Origin of the sequence: Rhizobium sp. CSW-27 (genome assembly GCF_018760785.1) — a bacterium.
GTDB lineage: Bacteria > Pseudomonadota > Alphaproteobacteria > Rhizobiales > Rhizobiaceae > Neorhizobium.
In genome coordinates this window covers 184,047-205,734 of sequence record NZ_JAHHZO010000008.1, presented here as the reverse complement: position 1 = coordinate 205,734, position 21,688 = coordinate 184,047, and the positions used below count along the sequence as shown (strand labels likewise).

The following is a 21,688-nucleotide window of genomic DNA, read 5'->3' as shown; positions in this document are numbered from 1 at the left end:
GTCCGTCCCATCGGGCAGGGCCCCTGCAGGTGGCGCCGGCGTGATCGAAAGCTCCGGCTGCTGCTGCGGCGAGAATAGCAAGATTGTTTTAAGTTTAAACTAGATTCTGTGATGGCGGCGCAGATTCTGACGGCTCACGAGCCCTGCCCGAATTTCCTGCTGACGAAACGCGATCCGGAAAGCCCGAAACGCCAGGGAAGATCCACCGCGCGACTGATGCCGATGCGCGGCCCGTAGACGACGGGCGGCGGCAGGCTCGTCAATTGCAGCGCAAAGGGCGGGTTCGTCAAAGGCAGACCGTCATGCGAGAGATCGATGCCAAGCGCTTCGCACAGCCGCCCCGGCCCGGCACAGAGCAGGCGGGGATCGGCAAGGTCGCGTCTGACAATCATGGTCTCGATACCCGCCACCGGCTGCAGCGCGCGGATCAGCACCGCGCTGCCCGGCCGGCAGACGAAATTCAGGCACCAGTGAATGCCGTAGGAGCGATAGACATAGGTCTGCGCCGGCGGGCCGAACATGGCGCGGTTGCGCGGGGTCTCGCCGCGAAAGCTGTGGGATGCCGGGTCATCCGGCTGATACGCCTCCGTCTCGACGACAATGCCGCCGACGCCATCGACGCAGAAGGTGGCGCCGATCAGGTCACGCGCCACCTCCACCGCGCTGCGGTCGAAGAAGGCGGCAAGATCGGCGGGCGTGGTCTCGGGCGTCATGTTGCCTATCTCGCCCGCCCTGCCGGCCACGGCAAGGGGTGGACGGATGAAAGCGAGGCGGCATCCGCCCCTTGCCAGCCCGCCCGCGAGCCTCTACCTCTGCGGCCATGGCAGCACGCGACCGATATTCCCGAAAACTCGAATGCCCCCAGTGCGGACACTCCGGCTTTGCCGAGGTTTCCGAAGACGACGACCCGCGCCGCAAGGACCCCGGCTTCCAGGTGGACGAGATGCCGAAGGGTTTCTACACCGAATTTGCCGCCCGCGATCCGCGGAAATACATGCTGCGCTGCCAGTGCGGCCACAAGTTCCGCTTCGAGCGCAAAAGCGTCTATGCGCCGGGCGGCGAGCCGCGGCGGTAGGGGTAGTTTCTCTCTGGCGGTGGGTTAACCGCGTTCGCGACCTGGTGGGGTGCGTATTCTCACGGTGTCAGGAGCACCATGACCATTGAAGCGCGCTCATGCCTATACTCTCGTAATAGTGTTCGAGTGCGTCGACGCTATCCGCTTCAGGAAAAAATCCGTCCTTGATGAGGTGAAGCGCCAATAATGCGACTTGATCCGTGGCAATGCGCAGGTCGAACTCGCAGTCATAGGCACCGAGAAATTCCTCGACGTCGGGGCCGCTATCGCAGTTTGAAATGGAAATGCCGTTGTCGGCCGTCGCCAATGGAAGCGTAATGCGGTGAGCTTCCGGTGCAGTTGAATGATGGCGGAAACTGCGATCTGACATTCTGCACCTCGACGCACAGTGAGGGCGTACTTATCGGGCAAGTCAATCGGACGCAACAACTACGAACATGGCAAGACGCCACCGTTTCTGCCTCGATCTATCGGTCTATGGCTAAACCCAGTGCGGTATGTCGGCAACGTGGGGAGGCGGCACGACAATAGAGTACCAGCCCGCGCGGCTGTTTTCAGAACATATAAAAACGTATGGCAACTTGGAGAAAACGGAAACAGAAAAAATGTTTGGTGGAGCTAAGCGGGATCGAACCGCTGACCTCTTGCATGCCATGCAAGCGCTCTCCCAGCTGAGCTATAGCCCCATCAGGGTACCGGGCATTTTCCGGTTCCGGGAACCCCGTGGAAGCGTCGTTTCCGGCGGGGTGGCGGCTTAATACGTCCGGTCGTTTCGGAGTGCAAGCCAAAAAATGACAGGCCCGGCATTTTTTTCATCCGGGCCTGAATTCTCAAGGAAAATCAGACCTCGTCTTCGTCGCCGCCGACGCCGATGATGCCGGAGACGTCGTCATCGTCGTCGTCTTCGTCCGCTTCGAGGAAGGTGTCGTCGTCGTCGCCGTCGATTTCCACGTCGTCGTCGCCGATATCGGGAATGTCGTCGCCGGCCGCTGCGTCATCACCCTCTTCGAGCGAGACCAGTTCGACATCGGGGTTCTCGGTATCGACTTCCGCGACCTCTTCCTCTTCGTCCTGTTCCATCTTCATCTGTGCCGTCGTCTCCTCGAAGAAGGAGAGCGGCCAGGACTTGCCGGTATAGGGAGAGACAACCGGATCGCGGTTGAGGTCGTAGAATTTCTTGCCCGTATCCGGGTCGATGCGCTTGGTTCCAAGTTCCGCTTTTGCCACTGTCAAAGCCCCGTGAGAATGCCGATTTCCTCGGCGTTGCCGCAAAGGCGGCGCTAAAATGCTAGCCGGTCCCCTTACTCATTGTCCCCAGGCATGTCAAAGACAAACTTGGCCGCCAAACGGCGCGATTTTCCGGTCCTGCCGCGCATGACCCGGGGGAAAGTTTGTGATAGGGAGCCGCACGTCGCGTCAGGCGCGCTCCGGCTTTTCGCCGGCCGCCCGCATCAATGCTAGCCATAAAAAAGGGTCGGTCAATGTCGAACGAGGGTGCACTGGATCGGTCGCTGTCCGGCGCTCGGCCGGCGGTCGCCTTTCCCTTGCCCGCAGACCGCCTTTCCCGCCTGTTTCTCCTGTTCGTCGCAGGGCTTTCGGCCGGCGAGAGCCGGATCGAGGGGCTGCCGGACATGCCCATGCTGGCTCAGGCGGCGGGGCTTCTTTCCCGTTTCGGCATCGGCATGCGGCACACGGGCTCCGCATGGCTGGTGAATGGCGTCGGCAATGGCGCGCTGCTCGAGCCGCAGGGCATCTGCGAGGCCGGCGCCGATCCCGAACTGGCCGCCCTGCTGCTTGGCCTTGCCGGGCTTTACGATTTCCCGCTTGCGCTTCGCTGCGCGCCGCAGCAGATGCAGCCCCTGCTTCAGCCGCTGGCGCTGATGGGCATGCAGGTGGAGGCGATCGATGCCGACCTGCTGCGGGTGCGTGGCCCCCGGCTGGCAGGCCCGCTGCTTCGGGATCTGCCGGAAGGGCCGCAGGGGCGCGAAGGCGCAACGTGGTTGAGACCTGCCCTGATGCTGGCTGCGCTTGCGGGCTGCGGCGACACGGTTCTGCGCGAACCGGAGGGCGGGGAGGCGCAGGTCTTTCCGGCGATCCTGCGTCTGTTCGGTGCCGAGGTCGCGCAGGTCCGCTGCGAAGCCGGTCGGGAGGTGCGGATCGCGGGTCGCGTGCCGCTTTTCGCGCAGCGGATCGATCTCGGCTAGGCGCATGCCCCGCAGGTGGCGGCAATGCGCGCACCAGCCGGCATGACTGCGGGCGCATGGTGACACACCGGCCGGTCTTCGGTTAAGGAGGGCCACAAACCGGGAGACTGTCATGACCTTCATCATCGCCATCGACGGGCCGGCTGCGGCGGGCAAGGGCACGCTGGCGCGGCGGATCGCCGAAACCTATGGCTTCCATCATCTCGATACGGGCCTCACCTATCGCGCCACGGCCCGTGCGCTGCTGGAGGCCGGTCTGCCGCTCGACGACGAGGCGGTGGCGGAACGCGTGGCCAGGGCGGTGGATCTGGCGGGCCTCGACCGTTCGGTGCTGGAACAGCACCATATCGGCGAGGCGGCGTCGAAGATTGCGGTGATGCCCGCCGTACGGCGGGCGCTGGTGGAGGCGCAGCGGAGCTTTTCCGCGCGGGCGCCCGGTACGGTGCTGGACGGGCGCGACATCGGCACCGTTGTCTGCCCAGATGCGCCGGTGAAGCTCTATGTCACCGCCTCGCCGCAGGTGCGGGCACGCCGGCGTCATGACGAGGTGCTTGCCGGCGGCGGGAATGCCGATTACGAGACCATCCTTGCGGATGTGAAAAAGCGCGACGAGCGCGACATGGGCCGGGCAGACAGTCCGCTGAAACCGGCGGCCGATGCGCACTTGCTTGATACCTCGGAAATGAGTATAGAGGCCGCATTTCAGGCGGCGAAGACCATCATCGACGCAGCCTTGAACCGGAACTGAACGATCCGCCGGCCTGGCCGGCGCATCAGCAAACAACACATCGCTTGAAGACCTGGTCCCCGCGCCGGATTGCCCTCGAAGTGTGTAGGGCGGACTTGATCTTTGGGTATGAACAACACGAACCCCCGGCGCATTGCGTGCCCATGGCGGCACGATCAGGAGATTTCATGTCAGTAGCAAACCCCACGCGGGATGATTTCGCAGCCCTGCTCGAGGAATCCTTTGCATCCCACGATCTGGCCGAAGGCTATGTTGCCAAGGGCACGGTCACGGCGATCGAGAAGGACGTTGCCGTCATCGACGTCGGCCTCAAGGTCGAAGGCCGCGTTCCGCTGAAGGAATTCGGCGCCAAGGGCAAGGACGGCTCGCTGAAGGTCGGCGACGAAGTCGAAGTTTACGTCGAGCGCATCGAAAACGCTCTGGGCGAAGCCGTTCTGTCGCGCGAGAAGGCTCGCCGCGAAGAAAGCTGGATCCGTCTGGAAGCCAAGTTCGAAGCCGGCGAGCGCGTCGAAGGCGTCATCTTCAACCAGGTCAAGGGCGGCTTCACGGTCGACCTCGACGGCGCTGTTGCCTTCCTGCCGCGTTCGCAGGTCGACATCCGTCCGATCCGCGACGTCACGCCGCTCATGCACAACCCGCAGCCCTTCGAAATCCTCAAGATGGACAAGCGCCGCGGCAACATCGTTGTCTCGCGCCGCACGGTTCTCGAAGAGTCGCGTGCCGAACAGCGTTCGGAAATCGTTCAGAACCTCGAAGAAGGCCAGGTTGTTGACGGCGTCGTCAAGAACATCACCGATTACGGTGCGTTCGTTGATCTCGGCGGCATCGACGGCCTGCTGCACGTCACCGACATGGCATGGCGCCGCGTCAACCATCCGTCGGAAATCCTGAACATCGGCCAGTCGGTCAAGGTTCAGATCATCCGCATCAACCAGGAAACCCACCGCATCTCGCTCGGCATGAAGCAGCTCGAGTCGGATCCGTGGGATGGCATCTCCGCCAAGTACCCGGTTGGCAAGAAGATCTCCGGTACCGTCACCAACATCACCGACTACGGTGCATTCGTTGAGCTGGAGCCGGGCATCGAAGGCCTCATCCACATCTCCGAAATGTCCTGGACGAAGAAGAACGTTCACCCCGGCAAGATCCTGTCCACCAGCCAGGAAGTTGACGTGGTCGTTCTCGAAGTCGATCCGTCCAAGCGCCGCATTTCGCTCGGCCTGAAGCAGACGCTCGAAAACCCGTGGCAGGCCTTTGCGTTCAGCCATCCGGCTGGCACGGAAGTTGAAGGCGAAGTCAAGAACAAGACCGAATTCGGCCTGTTCATCGGCCTCGATGGCGATGTGGACGGCATGGTTCACCTCTCCGACCTCGACTGGAACCGTCCGGGCGAGCAGGTCATCGAGGAATTCAACAAGGGCGACGTCGTTCGCGCTGTTGTTCTCGATGTGGACGTCGAGAAGGAGCGCATCTCGCTCGGCATCAAGCAGCTCGGCCGTGACACGGTCGGTGAAGCTGCCCAGTCCGGCGACCTGCGCAAGAACGCCGTCGTGTCGTGCGAAGTCATCGGCGTCAACGATGGCGGCATCGAAGTGAAGCTCGTCAACCACGAAGACATCACCTCGTTCATCCGCCGTGGCGATCTGTCGCGTGACCGCGACGAGCAGCGTCCGGAGCGTTTCCAGGTTGGTCAGCTTGTCGACGCCCGCGTCGTCAACTTCTCCAAGAAGGATCGCAAGATCATGCTGTCGATCAAGGCTCTCGAGATCGCCGAAGAGAAGGAAGCCGTCGCTCAGTTCGGTTCGTCCGACTCGGGCGCATCGCTCGGCGACATCCTGGGCGCAGCGCTCAAGAACCGCAGCAACGACTAATCCTCGTTGGCATGGCTATAAGGAAACCCGCCGGAGCGATCCGGCGGGTTTTTTGTTGTGGTGATTGCTCACCAGGCGGCCAGTCTCTGGTAGAAACCCTGGGCACTGTCCTCGGCCGGCGCGGGAGGGAGCGACGCCTCCTCTGCATCGAACGGGCCGGGCTCTGCGACCTTTGCCTCCGGTCCATCTTCCCCCGCATCCTCTGCCTGTCGCGGCACTTCATCCTCTGCCGTATCGCGCTGCGGCTGACCGCCCCGGCGGCGGCCATGCTGGCGATCCTCGTCATCTCCGTCGACGGCCCGCACCAGCGGCATCTCCTCGTCTTCCGGCATGCCCTGCGGCCCATAGGGCACATAGGCCGGCAGAACGGCATCGCGCGGCGCACCGACGGCCGGGGAGGGCGCGGATGGCGGCTGGCCCGGGGTGGCCTGTGCCGGTGCTGCCCCCGTCTGTGAGGATGGGGCAGCCGGCGCACCACGCTCACCGGCTGTCGCCGTGGAAGACGAAGCTTCGCCCGCGGCATCGGCGGTCCGCGGGTCGGCTGCCGCATCCCGGGCGCTGTCAGGCTCGGGGCCGGTCGCGGTCGGTTGAGGATCGGCGGCTGCGTCCGCAAGGACATGGGTGAGCGGCCAGGATGTGCCTCCTTCATCGGCATAGAGGCCGGAAAGCCAGGCGGCGGCCACGGGCACCGGCACATCGCCGGCGGTGGGAAGGCCGGGGCGCGGCAGGGCTGCGGCATGGTCCATGGCCTCTTCCGGCCCGGTCATGCGGCGTGCAAGGGCCGGCCCGTCATAAGTCGCATCCTCGCCGGCAAGGGAGGCTGCCGTCTCCTGCGTTGCCGGCAGCGAGGGAGCAGCGGAGGCCTCTGCGGCAGGTGGTTCCGACGCCTTGCCGGCCATCGCGAGCGGTGTGGCGGCCCGCATCGGCGCAATATCCGCGGCCGGCGCGGCAGTGAAGCCTGTCGTTGCCGCTGGCGGCAGTCCCGTCGCCGAAGCGATGTCCCCCCGGCTGACTGTGCCGGTGAGCGCTGCCGGTCCGGAGGCTAGGTCCCGGTTGTCGCCCGAATGCCTTCCGGCCTCTGTCAGCGGTGCCGGCTCGTCGTGTTCCGGCCGTACCGGGAAAGCGGAGGCGCCTTCCGGCCGTCCCTGCATCAGCGGGCTCGTCAGGGCTCTTCCTTCGCCGGTGGCGCCAGATCGCAGCCATTCGCCGGGCAGGCGGCGGGCATCGCCGGCTGCCGCGGCCTGCGGGCCGATCGGCCCCTGCGCGGCATCCGCTCCGGCATTCTGCCAGTAGGAGGTCACGACGCGTCGCGTTGCGGGATCGCGCTCGTGATAGGCCGCTGCCTCGATCTGCAGGGCCACGCGCGTCGCCTCGGGGCCGAACGGGTTCTTCAGGATGTCGGTCAGAAGGCGCAGCGTGAACCCCTGCATCAGCTGGTTCAGGGCCCGCTGGAGCGCCAGCTTCTCCGGCCCGGACAGGGCGGAAATGGCTTCGGCGATGCGGTCGCTGTAGTCGGCCAGCGATTCGCCGGCATTGCGGTTGATCTTCAGCAGGGCGCCGATGGTTTCGGCCACCACCGAGAGGCCCTGCGACAGCTGCATCTGGCCGGAAAGCGACAGAAGGCCGAACCGGCTTGCGCCGGGGGCAGCAGTTGCCGGGCTCTGCGGATCGGCGTCCGCGCGTCCGAGCGACAGTTCGATGCGCGGCAGGGCCGGCATCTGGCCGGGCTGGCCGGAGAGATCGAAGGATGTGTCCGAAAGGGCGGCGACAGGGGGCAACATGAGTCTGCTCCACGCTGTTGTCGGTTGGCAGGACAGACCGGCTTCGCGGAACCTACGGGCGACCTGGTGGGCCGCGGCGCCTCATGGCGACATTTCATGCCGATGAATGGCCAAGCATGACCTGAAAATGTTAAGATTTTGCTAAAATTTTAACATTCGGGAATGCTGTGCCCTGGATCGGGTGCCTCCCTGCGCGTCCGGGGCAGGCCGTTCAGGCCACCAGCTCCCGGGTGGGCTTCAGCAGCCGATAGAGGCCGAGTTCATCGAGCGAGAGCCCGATCAGCCCGTCCAACGGTTCGGATAGTCCCATTTCAGCTTCCGCCTGCTCGGCGGCCTGTTCCGCGCGGGCAGCCTCGGAAAGCGGTGCCTCCTGTTGCGATCCGGCAAGGTCTGCCTCCTGCCCGGCGTCGGCGGAGGAGGCGACGGACTGCGCCGTCTCGTCCGTGCTTGCGGCATCGGTTCCGGCACTTTCAAGCGCGGCGGCGAAGATGACCAGAAGGTCTTCCGGCGCATCGGCAGCGTCGTCCGTCGTGCCGGCCTGCGCCGCCAGGCTGCCGGTCGCGGCGGCCGCCGCATTGCGTTCGGCAAGTGCCCGATGCATCTCCTGCACGTCATCGAGCTTGGCAGAGGCTTCCCGGGCGGCAATGTCCTCGAGCCGCTCCGTATCGGTTTCCTCATCCGCCACGCGGGTCGGATCATAGCCCTGATCGCCGAGCTTCAGCTCGGCAAGCGTCTTCGGATCGGCTACGTCCTCCAGCCTCTGCAGAACCTTGGCAGTCTCGCTTTGCGTCATGCTGCCATTGCCGTGCTGCTTTTCCAGCGCCGTTTCGAGCGTCACCGCCGCGTCCGCATAGGGGTTCTTGATCGCCTCGATCACCGTCGACAGGGACAGGCCGAGTTCATCCAGCCCGAGCTCCGCCTTCAGGTCGATCGTGGCCTGCGGCGACAGTTCGGCGAGCGCCGTTTCGATGGCGCGGCCATAGGCATAGGACGACATGTCATCCGTCTGCTCCACCCCGACAGACTCGCCAAGCTTCTGGTAAAGCTGCGCCTTCAATTCGTTGAGGTCGACCCTGGTGGCCGAAAACAGCGCGCCGCTGATCCTGTCGCGTGCCTGCCGGGCTTCCTCGCTTGCGGCAATCCGCGCTTCGGTCACCGGATCCGGCTTCTGACCGGATTTTTGCCGCTCCTCCTCGCGACGCCTTTCTTCCGTTTCATCCAGCATCGACTGCAGGAGGCCGGTGGCGATCGTACCGGTCGATGGCGCTTGAGCGATGAGCATGGCTTGCGGTCCCCCCGGGCTGTCCTTGCGAATCGCCTCAAGGGTGGCGGGCGCCGGTTAAGCGAAGGCTAACCGGCGGTTGCGAGTTCTTTCAGCTATGGGCGAAGATGTCCGTCTCTTCCCAGCCGAGCAGGTCCAGCTTGGCGCGGCTCGGCAGGAAGTCGAAGCAGGCCTGCGCCAGTTCCATGCGGCCGTCGCGCAGCAGGCGCTGGGTCAGCTTGTCACGCAGCGCATGCAGGTGCAGCACGTCGGAGGCGGCATATTCGAGCTGCGCCTGGGAGAGGGTCTCCGCCGCCCAGTCCGATTGCTGCTGGGCCTTCGACACGTCGATGTCCAGCAGTTCCTTGAGATTGTCCTTCAGGCCGTGCCGGTCGGTATAGGTGCGCGTCAGCCGCGAGGCGATCTTGGTGCAGAAGACGGATGCGGTCGTCACGCCGAAGGTGTGATAGAGCACGGCAATGTCAAAGCGGCCATAGTGGAAGATCTTCGGGCGGCTGGCATCGGCCAGAAGCGCTACCAGATTGGGAGCCTGTCTCTGCCCGGCGGCAATGCGGATCACGTCGGCCGTGCCGTCGCCCGGCGACAGCTGCACGACGCACAGCCGGTCCCGGCGAGGCACCAGGCCCAGCGTTTCGGTATCGATGGCGATGGCGCCGTCATAGCGCGCGGCGTCCTCGGCGGAAATGTCTGCCTCGTGATAGCGGATCGTGCTCATGTCCTGCCTTCTCTGTTCGTCCGCCCCCTATAAACCAGACGGCCGGCGCTGAATATGCCTTAATTTGGCGCGCCGCCGGTCGTTGGCGGTCACAAGCCTTGCATTATGCGCATTGCTGCAATGCAGCAGCGGCCTTGTTGGAATCATCGGCCTCACCTATATGTCAAGCATCGAAGCGACGCACTCCTCCTCCTCCCAGCGTCGCGACGAAAAGATCGGCAACCTCCTCCTCCTCCCAATTGCCGATCAAGTTTAAAAGCCTGCCGCACCTCCTCCCGCGGCAGGCTTTTTGCGTTTCAGGATTCGTAACTGTATAACGTATCAAGGGTTGTTTTAGGGATTTCTGTTTCACGCGAATGTCATCGCGCGTGATTATAGCCGGAACGTGACCAACACACACGTTTCGAGGCAACCATGCGCACTCTCCTTGCTGCCCTCGTCGCAACCACGGCACTCGTTACCGGTGCCCAGGCCGCGACCGTCTATCCGCTTGATCGCGCCACCATCCTCACGGGGTCGCCCTTCGACTTCAAGGTCGAGTTCAAGTCGGTCGTGAAGCCGGAAGACGTCAAGATCACCGTCAACGGCCAGGACTACAAGGCCGTTCTCGGCGCCGAAGCCAGCTTCATTGCCGAAGAAAAGGGCAAGGAAGACAAGGTTCTTGGCTCGGCCGTTCTGCTGCGCGGCGTCAAGATCGCCAAGGCCGGCGACTACAAGGTGGAAGTCTCCGCCGGTGACGAGAAGAAGAGCGTCACCTGGAACGTCTATGGCACCCAGGCCACCCCGAAGGCCAGGAACATCATCTTCTTCCTCGGCGACGGCCTCTCGGTTGCGCACCGCACCGGCGCCCGCATCATGTCCAAGGGCATGACCGAGGGCAAGGCCAATGGCCACCTCAACATGGATGTGCTGGACCGGATGGCCTTCGTCGGCACCTCCTCCACCAATGCGATCGCCACCGACAGCGCCAACACCATGTCGGCCTACATGACAGGCCACAAGACGGCCGTGAACGCGCTTGGCGTTTATGCCGACCGCACGCCGAACACGCTGGACGATCCGAAGGTCGAGACCATTGCCGAAGCGCTGCGCCGCACGACGAAAAAGTCGATCGGCGTCGTCTCCAATGCCGAAATCGAAGACGCAACGCCGGCTGCCGTCGTCTCCCACACCCGCGCCCGCGGCGACAAGGCGGAAATCGCCGGCATGTTCTACGACGTAAAGCCGGAGGTCATCCTCGGCGGCGGCTCCGCCTATTTCCTCCCCAAGTCCGTTGCCGGTTCCAAGCGCAAGGACGACAAGGATTTCATCGCCCTGTTCAAGGACGCCGGCTACACGCTGGCCACCACCAAGGACGAACTGGCCAAGGCTGACGGCGACAAGGTTCTCGGTCTCTTCCACACCGGCAACATGGACACCGTGCTTGACCGCCAGCAGCTGAAGAAGGGCACGGTCGAGAAGTTCCCGAACCAGCCGGGCCTCGTCGACATGACCAAGGCCGCCCTCGACAAGCTGTCGAAGAACCCGGAAGGCTTTTTCCTGATGGTGGAAGGCGCTTCGATCGACAAGATGTCCCACCCGATGGACTGGGACCGCGCCATGTATGAAACCATCGAATTCGACCAGGCGATCGGCCTTGGTCTTGAATTCCTGAAGAACAACCCGGACACGCTGATCGTCGTCACCGGCGACCACACCCACGGCGTCTCGATCATCGGCACCATCGATGACGACAAGCCGGGCACCGAGATGCGCGAAAAGGTCGGCACCTATGCCGATGCCGGCTTCCCGAACTATGAAGACAAGGATGGCGACGGCTATCCGGACAAGGTTGACGTGTCGCGTCGCCTGGCCGTCTTCTCCTCGAACTTCCCGGACTATTACGAAACCTGGCGTCCGAAGATGGACGGCCCGTTCGAGCCGTCCGTTCAGAACGAGAAGAAGCAGTACGTCGCCAACGAAGCCTACAAGAACGTTCCGGGCGCCGTCTTCCGCGAAGGCAACCTGCCGCGTTCTGCCGACACCGCAGTCCACGCTGTCGACGATGTCGTTCTGCAGGCCACAGGCCCCGGTTCGGAAGGCTTCAAGGGCTACATGGAAGAAAGCGACATCTACAAGGTGCTGGTCGATACCTTCGCGCTCGGCGCAAGGTAAGCATCGCCATGCCCGGGCCGGGTCGAAAGATCCGGCCTTGACGACCAGGCGAAATTCCACCCGCCGTCCCGGCGGGTGGAAGCGTTCAAGGAAGGAGATGCCGACATGATGACCCTCCTGCAGCATCCGGTTTCGCGCCGCCTGTTCCTGGCAGGCATGGCGATGGCAGCGCCCCCGCTGCTGACTGTCCGTCCCGTCGCAGCTGCCGCGAGCATGCTCGGCTTCGACGAACTCTATGGCAAGGTCACGCCGCTCGGCCTCCAGTTTTCGGAAAAGACAAAGGCGCTCGAGGGTAAATCCGTCTCCATGCGCGGCTTCATGGCGCCACCGCTCAAGGCCGAAGCGGCCTTCTTCGTGCTGACCGAGATCCCCATGTCCCTCTGCCCCTTCTGCTCGTCGGATGCCGACTGGCCGGACAATATCGTGGTGGTCTATCTCTCGGCCCGCCAGACCTTCACCCAGGCGAACCAGACGATCGAGGTGACCGGCCGTCTCGAAACCGGCTCATGGACAGACCCGGAGACGGGATTCGTGAGCCTGCTGCGGTTGCGCGATGCTCGTTATGCTGCGGTGTGACATGCTGAGCCTCTCCATCGAAAATCTCGTCGTGCGCGTGCCTGACCTGCAGCAGCCGGTGCTCGTCATCGATCGGCTCGACGTCCCTTCCGGCCAGCATCTCGCCGTGACCGGCGGCTCCGGCTCCGGCAAGAGCACGCTTCTCAACATCGTGAGCGGTCTTGAACGCGTGCGCCAGGGCCGTGTGCTGTGGAACGGTTCCGACATCGCGCCGCTCTCCGAAAGCGGCCGCGACCGCTGGCGTGCGCAGAATGTCGGGCTCGTCATGCAGGATTTCCATCTGTTTGCGGGGCTCACCGCGCTGGCCAATGTGCTGTTGCCCGCCCGTCTGGCCGGGGCTGCCGATGCGGCAACCGTCGCGCGCGCTCAGGACCTTCTCGCGCGGGTCGGGCTTGCGCGGCCAAGCCAGCGCGTCGAGACCATGTCGCGCGGCGAAATGCAGCGGGTGGCGATCGCGCGTGCCCTGCTGCGCCAGCCGGGCGTTATCGTGGCGGACGAGCCGACCGCAAGCCTCGACGTCGAGAGCGGTGCGGCGGTCGGCGATCTTCTGCTGGAGGTGGCGACAGAGACCGGCTCGACGCTGATCGTCGCCTCGCATGACCCGCGGCTGATCGAGCGCCTCGACCGGCGCCTGGCGCTGGCCGCCGGTCGCATCGTGACCGACAGCGCAGCAGCAGAGGTGGCGGCATGATTTCCTTCGTTCTGGCCGATCTGCGCCGGCTCTGGCTCGGCGCCTTTGTTCTGGTCTTGCTGGTTGCGCTGGCAACCGCGCTTGGCGTGGCCGTCACCCTGCAGGAGCGCGCCCTGCGGCTCGGCAGCGCCCGCGCCGCCGAGCGCTTCGATCTGGTGGTGGGAGCAGCCGGTAGCGAAACGCAGCTCGTTCTGTCCTCCGTCTTTCTGCAGCCCTCGCCATTGCCTTTGGTGCCCGGCAGCGTCCTGGCGAAGCTCGCCACCGATCCGCGCGTCGCCTGGGCCGCGCCGGTCGGCTTCGGCGATAGCTTCATGGGCTATCCGCTCGTCGGCACCACGACAGCGCTAGTAAAGGGAACCACGGCTGGCTTTGCCGAAGGCGGCTTGTTTGCCCATGAAGGGGAAGCGATCGTCGGGGCCGCGGTCCATTTGCCGCTCGGGGCCGAGATCAAGCCGATGCATGGCACGGCCGAAACCGGCGGGGAAACGCATACGGAAATCACCTACCGGGTCGTCGGTCGCGTCAAACCCACCGGCACACCGTGGGATCGCGCCATTCTGGTGCCCGTGCAGGCCGTCTGGCACATCCACGGCCTTGGCCACGATCATCACGATGAAGATCATGACGAGGACCATGAGGGCCATCATGATGAGGATCATCACGCTGCAGAAGCGCATGGCCACGATCATCATGAAGACGAGGGAGCCTCGGTGCCGGCGGTTCAGCAGGTTTCCGATGTTGGAGCGCCAAGCGATGCTGCTCCTCCGTCAGCCGTTCCGGCGGATCACGATCATGATGGCGAGGGCGAGCATGGCGCGGATGACCATGACGAGGATGGTCATCACCACGGCCATATCGATCCCGATGCGGCACTCAACGAGGTCTTCACCGACGAGGCGCCCGGCCTGCCGGCCATTCTCGTGAAACCGAAGACGATCGCCGATGCCTACCGCCTGCGCCAGGAGTACCGCACGGCCGGCACGCTTGCGGTGTTTCCCGGCGAAGTGCTGACGCGGCTTTACGGGACGCTCGGCGATGCCAAGATGGTGCTCTCGGCCGTGGCGGCCGGATCGCAGGCGCTGGTTGCGGCGGCCCTGCTGCTGGTGAGCGTGATTCACGTGACACAGCGGCGGCGGCAGATCGGCGCGCTGCGGGCCTTCGGTGCCCCGCGTCTGGCGGTGTTCGGCATCGTCTGGAGCGAGCTGCTCGTGCTGGTGCTGATGGGCATTGCGCTCGGCTTTGGCGGCGGCTATCTCGCTGCCCGGTTGATCGGCGATGCCTTTACCCGCCAGACCGGCGTGATCCTGCCGGTGGAATTTGCCGCCGGGGATGGCGCAATGGCGCTGATCCTGCTCGCCACCGGCATGGTGTTTGCCGCCATTCCGGCGCTGATGGCCTATCGGCAGTCGCCGGCGCAGGCCCTGCGCAGCTGAAAACTGCGCAGCCGAAACGGAGACCGGCGCGGGTGGCGCCTGCCAGGCTGCGGGTCAGAGGGCGTCGATGTCCGCCATCACCCTGTCCTCGACGCTCAGGCCCTCCTCGGCCGCCATCCGCCTGAGGCTGCGGCCACGCCGGCCGGGCAGGCGCACGCCCTCTTCCCGACCCATTTCGGCAGCGAGCATTGCCAGCCGCTCGGCCGTGCCGCCGCCCGTTGCCGCATCCGGATCGATGGCGATGAGATACTGGCCGAGCGCGGGCGGCGGCCCCTTGTCGTCGAACAGGGAGCTTGCCTCGTAGGAGAACAACGCGCCTGCCAGCGCTGCCGACAGAGCCTCCACCATGAAGGCAAGGGCGGCGCCCTTGGCGCCACCGGCGGGCGCCATGGTGCCCTTCAGTGCTGCATCGGGATCGGTGGTCGGCCGGCCGTCGATATCCAGCGCCCAGTCGTCGGGGATCGCGACGCCCTTCTGTTGCGCGGCCATCACCTTGCCGCGCGCCACCTTGGAAAGTGCCAGATCGATGACGATCGGTTCTTCGCCCGCCACCGGCACGGCAAAGGCAATCGGATTGGTGCCGTAAAGCGGCCGCCTGCCGCCCCAGGGCGCCATCGAGGCCGGGGCATTGGCAAACATCATCGCCACCAGACCCTGTTCGGCAAAGCGCTCCACGGTCAGCGCCATCACGCCGGCATGATGCGAGCGGTGAATGGCGGCGGCGGCAATGCCCTGCTGCCGCGCCAGCGGGGCAAGCTCCGTCACGCAAAGATCGAGCGCCGGATAGGCAAAGCCGAAGGCGGCATCGATGGCGAGCATACCCGGCCGCGTGCGTCTCGCCCGGGGCACGGCCTGCCCGTCCACCTTGCCGCTGCGCACCTGGGCAACATAGGCGAGGACGCGGCGCAGCCCGTGTCCGGACTGGCCGGCGGCCTCTGCGGCCACCAGGGCGCGGGCAACGGAAAGGGCGGTGACGGCGGTTACGCCATTGGCTTCGAAGACGGCGGCAATGCGGGCTTCGAGATCGGCAAGGCTGATGTGCATGGGGCGGGTATCCTGCGGCGGGACGGCTTTCCGCTGCCCAGCAACGGTCGGCCGCATCGCTTTCCCTCTACAGCATCGTCCGCGATTGCGAAATCGCTTTTCGCCCGAAAGACGCCTGTCGGGCGTGAAGGGGGCGCTCCGGCCGGGCCGGAAATCGCCGACCGCCGCAGGCTTTGCCGGAGGGCGTGCTTTGCGGCGGGATGAGACCCGCAGACCGGGCAGTGGCGTGCCCCGTCCGGCGCGGAGCGAGCCGTCTCAGCAGTTCTTGTAGCCCAGCGGCACGGTCACCTTGTCGCCGATACCGGCCGGCGGCGGCGGAACGGGAGAGGCGCGGCGCACCAGATCGACCATGTAGCTGTCGAAATCGGCATAGCCGGAGGAGCGTGACAGCGAAACGCCGGATAGATTGCCGCCATTGTCTATACGGAAGGTCACATAGGCCGTGCTGCCGCGCCCGGTGGCCGGGCACTTGCCGCGCTGGCGGGCCAGATGGGCTGCCAGCCGCGCCTGCCAGCGCGCCGGCGAGACGGAGGAACCGGCCAGGCTTTCGGAGGTGCGGGTCGCCGCGGTCTGGTCTGCCTGCTGCACCTCCGCCTTGGCCTGTTGTGCGGCCTTGGCGGCAGGTGGCTTCGGCTTCGGCGGCACGCGCTGTGCCACCTTCTTCGGCTCCGGCTTCGGGGCCTCTTCCTTCACCTCTTCCGGTTCCGGCGGACGGACCACGGGAAGCGGAACCTCGACATTTTCCAGCATGGCAAGCTGCTGCTCGACCACCGGATCCACCGGCTCCGGCTCTTCCGGCTGCTCTGGCTGTTCCTCCGGAATGGTCTGGGTGACTTCGGGAACCGGCTCCTGCGGCTCGGCCTCCTCGACCACCTCTTCCGGCGGCAGAGGCTTCTGCTCCACCACCTCTTCGGGCGGCGGCGTGTCGGGAAGCGGCTCCACCACCGGCTCCGGCGGCGGTTCTTCCACCGGTTCGGCGGTTTCGCTCTTCACTTCCTGCGAATCCTGAAGTTCGTCGGACACCACCGTCTCGTCGGTGGCCGCGGCCACCGGTTCGGGCGCAAGCTCGATCATGATGGCGGCCGGCGGAGCGGCATCGGAGGCTTCAATCGGCTGTTCGCGCAGCGCCACGGCCGCCGCCGCGATATGGGCCGCAAGCACGAAGGTGGCGGCGCCGGTCCAAAGGGCGGCCTCGCCCAGTCTGCCGGCCTTGCTGCGATGCATGGAAAGGGTCATGGCGTGGCTCCGCTCGTGCCGCCCTGGCCGGCAGCGGGTGCGGCCAGCGGCGGTGCCGCGCCGGGCACGGTCTCAAGTCCCACCAGCGCGATCTTCAGATAGCCAGCGTCCCGCAGCAGGTTCATGACCTCCATGAACTGCCCGTAATCGACGGACTTGTCGGCGCGCAGGAAGATGCGGGTATCCTTGTTGCCGGCGGTGGTGCGGTCCAGTGTCGCCGCCAGCTGCTCGCGCAGCACCGGATCGTTGCCGAGATTGAGGCTCAGATCCTGCTTCACCGTCAGGTAAAGCGGCTCGTCGGGGCGTTGTGCGGGCTTGGCCGTCGATGCCGGCAGGTCCACGTTCACATCCACGGTGGCCAGCGGTGCGGCCACCATGAAGATGATCAGCAGCACGAGCATCACGTCGATGAACGGCGTGACATTGATCTCGTGGTTTTCCGGCAGGTCGTCGCCGCCGCCTTCGCGAATGCCGCCAGCCATGGCTCACTCTCCCGCGACGAGCGATACGGACGACTTGCTGCGCGACCCCGGCGGAACCTTGCGGAAGTCGAGATCGCGGCTGACCAGCCGTTCGACGCCGGCTGCGGCATCCGCCAGCAACTGGCGATAGCCGGTGATGGAGCGGGCGAAGATGTTGTAGATCACCACGGCCGGAATGGCCGCCACGAGGCCGATGGCCGTCGCCAGAAGCGCTTCGGCGATGCCGGGCGCGACGACGGCGAGATTGGTCGTCTGCGATTGCGAAATGCCGATGAAGGAATTCATGATGCCCCAGACCGTGCCGAACAGGCCGACGAAGGGGCCGACGGAGCCGATGGTCGCCAGGGCGCCGGTGCCGCGCATCATCCGACGCCCGGCAAAGGCCTCGATCCGCGACAGCGAGGAGGAGACGCGCTCCTTCACGCCGGCATTTTCGGCATGGTCGAGGGCCGCTTCCGACAGTTTCAATTCCTGTGCCGCCTCCCGCAGCATCAGCGCTGCCGGGCCGCCGCGCCGCTCGGTTGCGGCGAGTGCCTCCGACAGGGTGCGTGCCTTGCGGATGGCCTTGATCACGGCGTTGACGCGGCGACGGGCGCCGGCCAGTTCCAGAGACTTGGCCAGCCATACCGTCCAGGTGATCAGCGAGGCGAGGGCAAGACCCATCATGACGCCCTTCACCACCCAGTCCGCCGCCATGAACATGCCGACCGGCGAAAGATCGTGCGGAATGTCGGTGCGCGGCGCCGGATGCATGAACTGGGTCAGGAGATCCGCCTCGCTGGCGGCCGGTGCCGGATCGGCGGGGGCAGCCTGCGGCGCGGGCGCTGCCGCCTGGATTGCAGGCTGTTCGCCTGCGACGGGTTGCGCTGCATCGGCTGGCTGTGCGGCGGCGCCGGTCGCTTCAGGCTGAGGCGCGGCCGCCTGCGGTCCGGCTGCGGTTGCCGGGGAACTCGTCTCCGTCGGAGCTGCTGCCGGGACATTGGCCGGCGCTGTCGGCTCCGCCGCCGGTGTCGTGGCTGCAGCGTCGGGTGCCGTCGTTGCGGTTGGGGCGGCAAGGCGCGGTTGCGTGCCGGCCGGTGCGGCCTGGGTATCGGCGGGCGCTGCGGTCTGGGCATGGGTCACCGGGCAGATCAGCACCGCGCCGACCAGAAGTGCTGCCGCGCCGAGTCTCGCTTTCCGGGCCTTCGGCATGGTCCCCGGCTGGGCGGTCAGAGGCAAGAGGATCGGCATGGGCAAACTCCGGAGGTTTCACTGGCAGGCGCTCAGCCGCAAGGCCACTTTCCGGCTGGTTCACAATGCGGCGCGTTGCGATCCATGGCCAGGTCGCCGCATGTGCTTCAAGGCCTACCCGATAGTAAACTTGACTTCCGTTGGCAACAATAATGTGTCGGAAATTTCACGAAAAGGCGGAGCGTCTGCCGATTCGGCCGCGTCGCATTGTCGCGCGCGCCGGCAGTTGGGGCGAACGCATTGCCTTTCCGGCGTGACCGGCACGGCTGAACACGCCCGGCCTCAGCCCGCACAAACCGGTGCTCGCACACGAAAACGCCGGGCACGAAGGCCCGGCGCTGGATGGTTCTGTTCGGTCTGTCCCGTGCCTCAGAGCGTACGGGTGACGTGTTCCACGCGGAAGCACTCGATCGTGTCGCCGGCGCGGATGTCTTCGTAGTTCTCGAAGGCCATGCCGCATTCCTGACCGACCGGCACTTCGGAGACTTCGTCCTTGAAGCGCTTGAGCGTCTTGAGCTTGCCTTCGTGGATGACCACGTTGTCGCGCACCAGACGCACGCCTGCACCGCGCTCCACCTTGCCTTCGATGACACGGCAACCGGCGACCTTGCCGACCTTTGTGATGTTGAACACCTCGAGGATCTCGGCATTGCCGAGGAAGGTTTCGCGGCGTTCCGGCGAGAGCAGGCCCGACATTGCTGCCTTCACGTCATCCACCAGATCGTAGATGATGTTGTAGTAGCGGATTTCGGTGCCGGTGCGCTCGGCCAGCGTGCGGGCCTGGGCATTGGCACGCACGTTGAAGCCGATGATGGCGGCATTCGAGGCTTCGGCCAGCGAAATATCCGATTCCGTCACGCCGCCGACGCCCGAATGGACGATGCGGGCACGCACTTCGTCGGTGCCGAGCTTTTCCAGCGCGCCGGCAATGGCTTCGATCGAGCCCTGCACGTCGCCCTTGATGAGCAGCGGGAACTCCTTCATGCCGGAGGTCTGCAGCTGGCTCATCATCTGTTCCAGCGAACCGCGCGAACCGGACTGGCGGGCAGCCGCCTTGTCGCGGGCCAGACGCTGGCGATACTCGGAGATCTCGCGGGCGCGGGCTTCGTTCTCGACCACGGCGAACTTGTCACCGGCAGCCGGAGTGCCAGACAGGCCGAGGATCTCGACCGGCATGGCCGGCAGCGCTTCCTTGACGTGCTCGCCCTTGTCGTTGACGAGAGCGCGAACGCGGCCCCACTGGTCGCCGGCCACGATGATCTGGCCGGGCTTCAGCGTGCCCTTCTGGATCAGAACGGTTGCAACCGCACCGCGACCGCGGTCGAGCTGGGCTTCGATGACCGAACCTTCTGCCGTGCGGTTCGGATTGGCCTTCAGGTCCAGCACTTCGGCCTGCAGCAGGATGGCTTCCAGCAGCTTGTCGAGGTTCAGGCCGTTCTTGGCCGAGACTTCGACGTCCAGCGTTTCACCGCCCATGGATTCCACGAACACTTCGTGCTGCAGCAGGGCAGTGCGAACGCGCTGCGGATCCGCCGTCGGCTTGTCGATCTTGTTGATCGCCACGATGATCGGAACACCTGCCGCCTTGGCATGGTTGATGGACTCGATCGTCTGCGGCATCACGCTGTCGTCGGCCGCCACCACCAGGATCGCGATGTCGGTCACCTGCGCACCACGGGCACGCATGGCGGTAAACGCCGCGTGGCCGGGGGTGTCGATGAAGGTGATCTTCTGGCCGTTCTGTTCGACCTGATAGGCACCGATGTGCTGGGTGATGCCACCGGCTTCGCCGGCCACGACGTTCGCCTTGCGGATCGCATCGAGCAGCGAGGTCTTGCCGTGGTCGACGTGACCCATGATGGTAACGACCGGCGGACGCGGCAGAAGCTCGCCCGCGTCGTCAGCCACGTTGAAGATACCTTCCTCAACGTCGGATTCCGAAACGCGCTTCACCGTATGGCCGAATTCGGTCGCGATGAGTTCTGCGAGGTCGGCGTCGATGACGTCGCCCGGCTTCATCATCTGGCCTTCCTTCATCAGGTACTTGATGACGTCGACGGCGCGTTCGGACATGCGCTGCGACAGTTCCTGAATGGTGATGGTTTCCGGCAGGATGACTTCGCGCATGACCTTTTCGCGCGTTTCCTGCATCTGGCTGCGGCGGAACTTCTCCTGCCGGCGGCGCATGGCAGACAGCGAGCGGCCGCGTGCGGAACCGTCCTCGTCGACATCGGCCGTGGTCACCGTCAGCTTGCCGCGGCGGCGGTCGTCTTCCTTCGGACGGGCGGGAACCTTGGCGGGAGCCGGTGCGGCAACCTTGCCGCGTGCCGGGCCGCGGGCGGGGCCGCGATCATCGTCCTCGTCGTCGGAGGCCTTGCGGCTGCGCGGCGCGATACCGGTCGGTGCCGGCGTCGCGCCGGGAGCGGCGGGGCGGGGGGCCTGCGGCCGCGATTCCGGAGCGCGTGCGGCGACCGGCTGCGGTGCCGGCTGGGCAGGTGCCGGCGCTGTCGGGCGCTCGGCTGGGGCTGCCGGCTGAGGTGCTACCGCGGCTTCGTGCTTTGCGGTTTCGGCAGCAGCCTTGGCTTCCTCGGCCAGACGGGCTTCCTCGGCGCGGGCCTCTTCGGCACGGCGGGCTTCCTCGGCCTTGCGGCGGGCTTCCTCTTCGGCGCGCTGCTTGGCCTCGATCACGTCGCGGGCCTGCGCCTCGGCAAGTGCGCGGCGGCGGGCGTCCATTTCGCTGGCCGAAAGGTCATGCAGAACATTGCCGCGCGGACGGTCCGGCTGGCGCTGCGGCTGCTGCGGGCGGCCCTGATGGTTCTGGTGGCCCTGCGGACGCTGGCCCTGCTGCGGACGCTGCTGCTGGTTGGGCTGGTGGATGCGCGGCGGCGGCGCGGGCTGGGCCGGGCGCGGCTGCGGAGCCGGCGCTGCTGCCTCGGCCGGGCGCTGCTGCGGCTGGGCAGGGGCTGCCACCGGTGTAATCGGCTTTTCATCTTCCGGGCGGAGCGGGCGACGCTTGCGCGTCTCCACCACGACCGCCTTGGTGCGACCGCGACCCATATCCTGGCGTACGGTACCCTGGGCCATCCCTGAGGGCTTCAGGGTGAGGGTCTTCTTTCCCGTAACGCTGATTGTCTTGTCGTCTTTACTGTCGGTCATCCGTTCCTGT

19 protein-coding genes and 1 tRNA gene are annotated in these 21,688 nt (G+C 65.6%); 8 read left to right on the top strand and 12 right to left on the bottom strand.

Translation table 11 applies throughout. The annotated features are described in order from the left end of the window. Nucleotides 1–134 precede the first annotated feature (134 nt). Nucleotides 135–713, bottom strand: coding sequence for a DNA-3-methyladenine glycosylase (locus KLP42_RS16830; protein WP_215568108.1), 579 nt, complete (start codon nucleotides 711–713; stop codon nucleotides 135–137). A 107-nt stretch (nucleotides 714–820) separates the two neighbouring features. On the opposite strand from KLP42_RS16830, the gene KLP42_RS16825 reads away from it, so the two are divergent. Next, nucleotides 821–1,075, top strand: coding sequence for a hypothetical protein (locus KLP42_RS16825; RefSeq protein ID WP_143124275.1), 255 nt, complete (start codon nucleotides 821–823; stop codon nucleotides 1,073–1,075). A gap of 67 nt (nucleotides 1,076–1,142) precedes the next feature. On the opposite strand, the gene KLP42_RS16820 is transcribed toward KLP42_RS16825, so the two are convergent. The 3 genes from KLP42_RS16820 to KLP42_RS16810 all read right to left on the bottom strand — a co-directional run bounded on the left by KLP42_RS16820 (nucleotide 1,143) and on the right by KLP42_RS16810 (nucleotide 2,302). Next, nucleotides 1,143–1,445: a hypothetical protein gene (locus tag KLP42_RS16820; protein WP_215568107.1), complete on the bottom strand. Its 303-nt coding sequence runs from the start codon at nucleotides 1,443–1,445 to the stop codon at nucleotides 1,143–1,145. A 240-nt stretch (nucleotides 1,446–1,685) separates the two neighbouring features. Then, nucleotides 1,686–1,761: transfer RNA gene (locus KLP42_RS16815), tRNA-Ala, on the bottom strand. A gap of 154 nt (nucleotides 1,762–1,915) precedes the next feature. Beyond that, nucleotides 1,916–2,302: a TIGR02300 family protein gene (locus KLP42_RS16810; RefSeq protein ID WP_215568106.1), complete on the bottom strand. Its 387-nt coding sequence runs from the start codon at nucleotides 2,300–2,302 to the stop codon at nucleotides 1,916–1,918. Nucleotides 2,303–2,556: 254 nt separating this feature from the next. Here KLP42_RS16810 and KLP42_RS16805 point away from each other — a divergent pair, with 254 nt between their 5' ends. The 3 genes from KLP42_RS16805 to rpsA all read left to right on the top strand — a co-directional run bounded on the left by KLP42_RS16805 (nucleotide 2,557) and on the right by rpsA (nucleotide 5,898). Beyond that, nucleotides 2,557–3,279, top strand: a complete 723-nt coding sequence (locus KLP42_RS16805; RefSeq protein ID WP_215568105.1) for a 3-phosphoshikimate 1-carboxyvinyltransferase — start codon at nucleotides 2,557–2,559, stop codon at nucleotides 3,277–3,279. Between the two features lie 112 nt (nucleotides 3,280–3,391). Then, nucleotides 3,392–4,027 carry a (d)CMP kinase gene (gene cmk, locus KLP42_RS16800; protein WP_215568104.1) on the top strand — a complete coding sequence of 212 codons (636 nt, stop codon included), beginning with the start codon at nucleotides 3,392–3,394 and terminating at the stop codon, nucleotides 4,025–4,027. Nucleotides 4,028–4,194: 167 nt separating this feature from the next. Next, nucleotides 4,195–5,898, top strand: coding sequence for a 30S ribosomal protein S1 (rpsA, locus tag KLP42_RS16795; RefSeq protein WP_215568103.1), 1,704 nt, complete (start codon nucleotides 4,195–4,197; stop codon nucleotides 5,896–5,898). Between the two features lie 68 nt (nucleotides 5,899–5,966). On the opposite strand, the gene KLP42_RS16790 is transcribed toward rpsA, so the two are convergent. The 3 genes from KLP42_RS16790 to KLP42_RS16780 all read right to left on the bottom strand — a co-directional run bounded on the left by KLP42_RS16790 (nucleotide 5,967) and on the right by KLP42_RS16780 (nucleotide 9,676). Then, nucleotides 5,967–7,679, bottom strand: coding sequence for a hypothetical protein (locus KLP42_RS16790; RefSeq protein WP_215568102.1), 1,713 nt, complete (start codon nucleotides 7,677–7,679; stop codon nucleotides 5,967–5,969). Between the two features lie 211 nt (nucleotides 7,680–7,890). Next, nucleotides 7,891–8,961 (bottom strand): hypothetical protein, encoded by a 1,071-nt coding sequence (locus KLP42_RS16785; protein ID WP_215568101.1) that lies wholly within the window; start codon nucleotides 8,959–8,961, stop codon nucleotides 7,891–7,893. 91 nt (nucleotides 8,962–9,052) lie between these two features. Next, on the bottom strand, nucleotides 9,053–9,676 hold the full coding sequence (locus KLP42_RS16780) for a ribonuclease D (protein ID WP_215568100.1): 624 nt from the start codon (nucleotides 9,674–9,676) through the stop codon (nucleotides 9,053–9,055). A 414-nt stretch (nucleotides 9,677–10,090) separates the two neighbouring features. Here KLP42_RS16780 and KLP42_RS16775 point away from each other — a divergent pair, with 414 nt between their 5' ends. The 4 genes from KLP42_RS16775 to KLP42_RS16760 all read left to right on the top strand — a co-directional run bounded on the left by KLP42_RS16775 (nucleotide 10,091) and on the right by KLP42_RS16760 (nucleotide 14,530). Next, complete coding sequence (locus KLP42_RS16775; protein WP_215568099.1) at nucleotides 10,091–11,830, top strand: alkaline phosphatase; 1,740 nt, start codon at nucleotides 10,091–10,093, stop codon at nucleotides 11,828–11,830. 105 nt (nucleotides 11,831–11,935) lie between these two features. Then, on the top strand, nucleotides 11,936–12,406 hold the full coding sequence (locus KLP42_RS16770; protein ID WP_215568098.1) for a hypothetical protein: 471 nt from the start codon (nucleotides 11,936–11,938) through the stop codon (nucleotides 12,404–12,406). A 1-nt stretch (nucleotide 12,407) separates the two neighbouring features. Continuing rightward, nucleotides 12,408–13,097 (top strand): ABC transporter ATP-binding protein, encoded by a 690-nt coding sequence (locus tag KLP42_RS16765; RefSeq protein ID WP_215568097.1) that lies wholly within the window; start codon nucleotides 12,408–12,410, stop codon nucleotides 13,095–13,097. Beyond that, a complete protein-coding gene (locus KLP42_RS16760) occupies nucleotides 13,094–14,530 on the top strand; it encodes an ABC transporter permease (RefSeq protein WP_215568096.1) in 1,437 nt (478 codons plus the stop codon). The genes KLP42_RS16765 and KLP42_RS16760 overlap by 4 nt, the downstream gene beginning before the upstream one ends. Nucleotides 14,531–14,584: 54 nt before the next feature. Here KLP42_RS16760 and KLP42_RS16755 read toward each other — a convergent pair whose 3' ends face one another. From KLP42_RS16755 to infB, 5 genes are all read right to left on the bottom strand, one after another. Next, nucleotides 14,585–15,574, bottom strand: a complete 990-nt coding sequence (locus KLP42_RS16755; RefSeq protein ID WP_215568095.1) for an Ldh family oxidoreductase — start codon at nucleotides 15,572–15,574, stop codon at nucleotides 14,585–14,587. 255 nt (nucleotides 15,575–15,829) lie between these two features. Next, on the bottom strand, nucleotides 15,830–16,810 hold the full coding sequence (locus KLP42_RS16750; protein ID WP_215568094.1) for an energy transducer TonB family protein: 981 nt from the start codon (nucleotides 16,808–16,810) through the stop codon (nucleotides 15,830–15,832). After that, nucleotides 16,807–17,292 (bottom strand): TonB system transport protein ExbD, encoded by a 486-nt coding sequence (gene exbD, locus KLP42_RS16745; protein ID WP_215568093.1) that lies wholly within the window; start codon nucleotides 17,290–17,292, stop codon nucleotides 16,807–16,809. The genes KLP42_RS16750 and exbD overlap by 4 nt, the downstream gene beginning before the upstream one ends. A 3-nt stretch (nucleotides 17,293–17,295) precedes the next feature. Next, on the bottom strand, nucleotides 17,296–18,483 hold the full coding sequence (gene exbB, locus KLP42_RS16740; RefSeq protein ID WP_215568161.1) for a tonB-system energizer ExbB: 1,188 nt from the start codon (nucleotides 18,481–18,483) through the stop codon (nucleotides 17,296–17,298). Between the two features lie 408 nt (nucleotides 18,484–18,891). Continuing rightward, nucleotides 18,892–21,678: a translation initiation factor IF-2 gene (gene infB, locus KLP42_RS16735; protein WP_215568092.1), complete on the bottom strand. Its 2,787-nt coding sequence runs from the start codon at nucleotides 21,676–21,678 to the stop codon at nucleotides 18,892–18,894. Between the last annotated feature and the right edge of the window lie 10 nt (nucleotides 21,679–21,688).

What these genes read in the sequence shown, in the direction of transcription:
- KLP42_RS16830 (WP_215568108.1), bottom strand. Translation starts at nt 713, where the DNA reads ATGACGCCCGAGACCACGCCCGCCGATCTTGCCGCCTTCTTCGACCGC.
- KLP42_RS16825 (WP_143124275.1), top strand. Translation starts at nt 821, where the DNA reads ATGGCAGCACGCGACCGATATTCCCGAAAACTCGAATGCCCCCAGTGC.
- KLP42_RS16820 (WP_215568107.1), bottom strand. Translation starts at nt 1,445, where the DNA reads ATGTCAGATCGCAGTTTCCGCCATCATTCAACTGCACCGGAAGCTCAC.
- KLP42_RS16805 (WP_215568105.1), top strand. Translation starts at nt 2,557, where the DNA reads ATGTCGAACGAGGGTGCACTGGATCGGTCGCTGTCCGGCGCTCGGCCG.
- cmk (WP_215568104.1), top strand. Translation starts at nt 3,392, where the DNA reads ATGACCTTCATCATCGCCATCGACGGGCCGGCTGCGGCGGGCAAGGGC.
- rpsA (WP_215568103.1), top strand. Translation starts at nt 4,195, where the DNA reads ATGTCAGTAGCAAACCCCACGCGGGATGATTTCGCAGCCCTGCTCGAG.
- KLP42_RS16790 (WP_215568102.1), bottom strand. Translation starts at nt 7,679, where the DNA reads ATGTTGCCCCCTGTCGCCGCCCTTTCGGACACATCCTTCGATCTCTCC.
- KLP42_RS16785 (WP_215568101.1), bottom strand. Translation starts at nt 8,961, where the DNA reads ATGCTCATCGCTCAAGCGCCATCGACCGGTACGATCGCCACCGGCCTC.
- KLP42_RS16780 (WP_215568100.1), bottom strand. Translation starts at nt 9,676, where the DNA reads ATGAGCACGATCCGCTATCACGAGGCAGACATTTCCGCCGAGGACGCC.
- KLP42_RS16775 (WP_215568099.1), top strand. Translation starts at nt 10,091, where the DNA reads ATGCGCACTCTCCTTGCTGCCCTCGTCGCAACCACGGCACTCGTTACC.
- KLP42_RS16770 (WP_215568098.1), top strand. Translation starts at nt 11,936, where the DNA reads ATGATGACCCTCCTGCAGCATCCGGTTTCGCGCCGCCTGTTCCTGGCA.
- KLP42_RS16765 (WP_215568097.1), top strand. Translation starts at nt 12,408, where the DNA reads ATGCTGAGCCTCTCCATCGAAAATCTCGTCGTGCGCGTGCCTGACCTG.
- KLP42_RS16760 (WP_215568096.1), top strand. Translation starts at nt 13,094, where the DNA reads ATGATTTCCTTCGTTCTGGCCGATCTGCGCCGGCTCTGGCTCGGCGCC.
- KLP42_RS16755 (WP_215568095.1), bottom strand. Translation starts at nt 15,574, where the DNA reads ATGCACATCAGCCTTGCCGATCTCGAAGCCCGCATTGCCGCCGTCTTC.
- KLP42_RS16750 (WP_215568094.1), bottom strand. Translation starts at nt 16,810, where the DNA reads ATGACCCTTTCCATGCATCGCAGCAAGGCCGGCAGACTGGGCGAGGCC.
- exbD (WP_215568093.1), bottom strand. Translation starts at nt 17,292, where the DNA reads ATGGCTGGCGGCATTCGCGAAGGCGGCGGCGACGACCTGCCGGAAAAC.
- exbB (WP_215568161.1), bottom strand. Translation starts at nt 18,483, where the DNA reads ATGCCGAAGGCCCGGAAAGCGAGACTCGGCGCGGCAGCACTTCTGGTC.
- infB (WP_215568092.1), bottom strand. Translation starts at nt 21,678, where the DNA reads ATGACCGACAGTAAAGACGACAAGACAATCAGCGTTACGGGAAAGAAG.